Here is a 4,110-nt window from a genome sequence, read left to right on the forward strand (position 1 = left end):
CGCTCGCCTCGGTCCACGCCCGCCCGCTCCGCCCGCTCGCGGCGAGGCAGCACCGCCTCACCGGCCACGGCCAGGACGGCGGGCAGCACGAGCACCGCGGCCAGCAGGCCGCCCGCGACCACCGCGATGCCCGCGTACGCGAAGGACCGCAGGAAGTCGAAGGGCAGGGCGAACAGCACCGCCAGCGACGCGGCCACGGTCAGACCGCTGAAGACGACGGTCCTGCCCGCGTGCTCGACGGCCCCGGCCACCGCCGCCGCCCGGTCGCGGCCCCGCCGTACCTCCTCGCGGAAGCGCGCGATCATGAACAGGCAGTAGTCGACGCCGAGCCCCAGCCCCATCGCCAGGGTGAGGTTCAGGGCGAAGGTCGAGACACCGGTGAACACCAGCACGACCCGCAGCAGCGCGAGCCCGACCAGCATGGCGAACACCCCGGCGAGGATCGGCACCAGCGCGGCGACCACCCGCCGCTGGTAGAGCCAGAGCAGCGCGAACACCAGCGGGAAGACGACCAGCTCGGCCCGGACGAAGTCCTGCCTCGCCAGCGGCGCGGTCTGGCGGAACACCTCCTCCCCTCCCCCGGCCCGGACCTGGAGCAGCTCGTCGCCCTTGGTGATCTCGGGCACCAGCCGGGGCAGCACCACCGCCCGCACGTGGCCGGCGTCGCCCGGGACGCGCACCACGATCAGCGCGTGCCTCCCGTCGCGGCTGCGCAGCGTCGCCGGGTAGCCCCGCGTCCAGTAGGACGCGGCCTCGGCCACGCCGTCCGCACCGGCCACACGCCCGGTCAGCCGACTGCCCGCCGCCGCGACGGCCGGATCGTCCACCGTGCCGGTCCTGGCCGTGACCAGGAAGACCAGGTCCGGGCTGCCCGTGGCGAACCTCTCGGCCAGCTCGGCCCGCGCCCGGTCGGACTCGGATCCCGGGGCCTCGAACCGGGCGAGCGAGAGCCGCGGCACCGCTCCCGCCGCGAGCGCCGCGGCCATCGCCAGCACGGCCAGGCTCAGCGCCAGCACGCTCCGGCGGCGCCGTACGAGCAGGAATCCCAGCCGGCGCAGCGGTGGACCGCCCGCCCGCGCCCGGAGTGGCCTGACCGGCGTGTGGCCCTTCATGGATCCCCCGACGAAACTCGGTAAACTACTCGCGTTCTGACCTCGAACCCAGAAATACAAGTAAATGCTCGCATTTGTCAACGTGGTAAGCCATGGCTGAGCAGCGCACGGTGCGCAGGCAGGCGCGGGGGCTCAGGCGCATGGCGGAGATCCTCGACGCGGCCGAGCTGGTGATCGCCGAGTCCGGCTATCCGGAGATGACGACCAACCAGGTCGCCGCGCGGGCCGGGCTGTCACCCGGGTCGCTCTACCAGTTCTTCCGCAACAAGGAGGAGATCCTCGACGGGCTCGTGGCCCGCTACACCGACGAGCGGGAGGAGTTCTGGGCGGCGCGGCTGGCGGCCGTCACGCCGGACGTGCCGCTGGAGGACCTGATCGGCGCGCTGGTCGACGAGAGCGTGGAGTTCAAGACGCGGGCGCCCGCCTACTGGGCGCTGCTGTACGGCTCGGCCACGGGCGACAGGCTGGCCACGGCCGCGGCGCGGCTGCACGAGGCGATCGCGGCGCAGGTCGCGGGCATGCTCCGGCGCCGCTCCCCGGAGCTGGACCGGGCGCGGGCGCTCACGCTGGCGACGATGACGGTGGCCATGGTGAAGGCCGTCATGCCGATGGCGTCCGCGGCCCCGCCGGAACGCGCGGCGGAGCTGGTGGCCGAGCTGAAGACCATGCTGCTGCGCTACCTGGGCTGAGCGGCGGGCCCCGGCGACCCGTCAGTGGCGGAACGGGCCCGCCACCTCGAAGGTGTGGCCGTCGGCCGGATCGCCCGACCTGCCGCGCTGCGAGGAGAAGTAGAGCCGGCCGCCGTCGGGCGAGAACGCCGGGCCCTTCAGCTCCGAGCGGGCGTGGCCGTCGAGCCTCAGGAACGGGGTGACGGTGCGCTCGGGCGTGATGACGTCGATCCGCATCGAGTCTCTGGCCACGTACAGGTCGCCGGACGGGCTGGCCGTGACCGCCCGCACACCGTCGCAGACGCGGTCGAGCGTGGCGGTCTGCGCGTCGTAGGCCCACAGGCCGCTGTCGCCCTTGGTGGTGAAGTAGCAGACGCCCTCCGCGTAGTGGCAGCTCTCGCCGCCGTCGAAGTGGCGGGCGTCCTCGACCTGGTGGCGGGCGGCCTTGAGCAGCGCGGCGGGCGACGGGACGGGCCGCCAGTGGCCGGAGGCGCACAGCACCTCGAGCGCGCCCTCGGTCAGGTCGCCCCAGTCGCCCGGCCTGAACCGGTAGAAGCACCCATCGCGCTCGCCCTCGGTCAGGTAGACCACCTGCCGGTCGGGGTCGCAGGCGGCCGCCTCGTGCTTGAAGCGGCCCATGGCCAGCCTGGGACGCGCGGCGCGGATGCCGTACGGGTCGCACTCGAAGACCCGGCCGCGGTGTCCGAGCTCGCACGACAGCCAGGTGTGCCACGGCGTGGCGCCGCCCGCGCAGTTGAGGTCGGTGCCGGACAGGATGCGGTAGGCGTCGGCCACCGACCCGTCGGCGCGGAACCTGATCGCGGACGCGCCGCCGAGCAGGGGCATCTCCGAGTTGGAGACGTAGATCCAGCCGGCCCCGTCGGGGAAGCAGGCGCCGCCGTCGGGCGCCGTGTGCCACGTCAGCCCCGCGACCTTGCGGCCCGAGCGCGCCACCACCCTGCCGGTGAACCCGGCGGGCAGCGCCAGGCCGTCGCCGCCGGTCGGCTCCAGCGGGCCGTACGGGCCCACCGCCCCCTGCCAGAGCGGGCCCGTACGGAGGAGAGTCTTGTGAGACATGGTTGGGCCTCCCTCTAGGTGCCACGCTAGTCGACCGCACCGACGTGAATGGAGAGGATCCGGAAGTTCAAACTCTGCGCGAACGTCGCCGCCACCGACCCCCCGATATCACCGCATTCCAGACGCCGGGTCGTTCCGGCCGGCGGTCAGGCGCGGCCGGACGCGCCGGGACATGCTGAAGCCCGAGGCCGTGCCCCGGGCTCCAGGCGAGGTCGCTCAGCTCTGCGCCTGGAACATCCAGCGCTCCTTGTCGAGGTCGTGAGAGACCGTGATGAACAGATCCTGGGTGACCTTGTCGGCCTCCTCGGTCGCGTCGATCCGCTCGCGCATCCTCCCGCCGACGCCCTCCAGGATGCCGGTGATGGTGGCCACCACCTTGCCGTCCTCGATCCACCCGTTCTCGGGCTGGGGGATCCTGGTGGAGCGGGCGAGGGTGGCGGCGCGGCCGTCCGGGTTCACGCCCAGCGCGGCCGCGCGCTCGGCGATGGTGTCGGCGTGCTCGCGGGCCAGCGCGGTGAGCTCGTCGAGCTGGAGATGGATCGGGCGGAAGTGCGAGCCGACGACGTTCCAGTGCATCTGCTTCGCGACCAGCGTGAGGTCGATGAGATCGACCAGGGCGCCCTGCAGGGCTTCGGCGACCTTGTTCTTCGCGTCGCCCGAGAGCGGACCGGTGATCGTAGCCATGGTGTTTCCTCCCCGTCTTCGGCGTCTCCTCCTCTTACTGAACCGAATCGACCGCTTTAATCATCCACGTTGACACTGTAACTATGACAGTGTCACTCTAGAGGCATGAGCGATACCTGGACCATCGGCGAGCTGGCGGAGCGGGCGGCCGATCTGCTGCGCGCCGACGCCCAGCGGGGCAACGGCCGGGTGCGCGACGTTCCGGGCGAGCGCCTGATCAGGTGGTACACGACGATCGGCCTCGTCGACCCGCCGCTGTCCCGGCGTGGCAGAGTCGCCCGGTACGGCCGGCGCCACCTGCTGCAACTGGTGGCCGTCAAAAGGTTGCAGGCGGCGGGCCGGTCGATCGCGGACATCCAGGTGGCCCTCGCCGGGGCGACCGACACGATGCTGGAGGCGGCCGCCCGCCCGGCTCTCCCCGAGGACGCACCCGCCCCCACCGGGGACGCGGTGGTCCCGTCTCCCCCGGAGGCGTCGCGGTCCAGGTTCTGGGCCAGGCACCCGGGCGACGCCGCACCGCGCGACACCGGCGCGCCCGCGGCGGGCCACCCCGCGAGCCCGTCCCTCGC

Annotated in this window: 5 protein-coding genes; 2 read left to right on the forward strand and 3 right to left on the reverse strand. The window is 73.1% G+C overall.

Translation table 11 applies throughout. The features are described from left to right. On the reverse strand, positions 1-1,112 hold a 1,112-nt coding region (locus DQW85_RS26570; RefSeq protein ID WP_162795399.1), incomplete at its 3' end, for an MMPL family transporter. Positions 1,113-1,204: 92 nt separating this feature from the next. Between DQW85_RS26570 and DQW85_RS26575 the strand changes: the two genes are divergently transcribed. Further along, entirely contained in the window at positions 1,205-1,801 is a 597-nt protein-coding gene (locus DQW85_RS26575; protein ID WP_113702664.1) for a TetR/AcrR family transcriptional regulator, read from the forward strand. A 21-nt stretch (positions 1,802-1,822) separates the two neighbouring features. On the opposite strand, the gene DQW85_RS26580 is transcribed toward DQW85_RS26575, so the two are convergent. After that, positions 1,823-2,857 (reverse strand): alkaline phosphatase PhoX, encoded by a 1,035-nt coding sequence (locus DQW85_RS26580; protein WP_113702665.1) that lies wholly within the window; start codon positions 2,855-2,857, stop codon positions 1,823-1,825. Positions 2,858-3,073: 216 nt separating this feature from the next. Next, positions 3,074-3,541: a Dps family protein gene (locus DQW85_RS26585; RefSeq protein ID WP_113702666.1), complete on the reverse strand. Its 468-nt coding sequence runs from the start codon at positions 3,539-3,541 to the stop codon at positions 3,074-3,076. A gap of 105 nt (positions 3,542-3,646) precedes the next feature. Here DQW85_RS26585 and DQW85_RS26590 point away from each other — a divergent pair. After that, the coding region (locus tag DQW85_RS26590) for a helix-turn-helix domain-containing protein (protein WP_113702667.1) at positions 3,647-4,110 on the forward strand (464 nt) is incomplete at its 3' end.

The sequence above is a fragment of the Nonomuraea lactucae genome (assembly GCF_003313395.1).
GTDB classification, from domain to species: domain Bacteria; phylum Actinomycetota; class Actinomycetes; order Streptosporangiales; family Streptosporangiaceae; genus Nonomuraea; species Nonomuraea lactucae.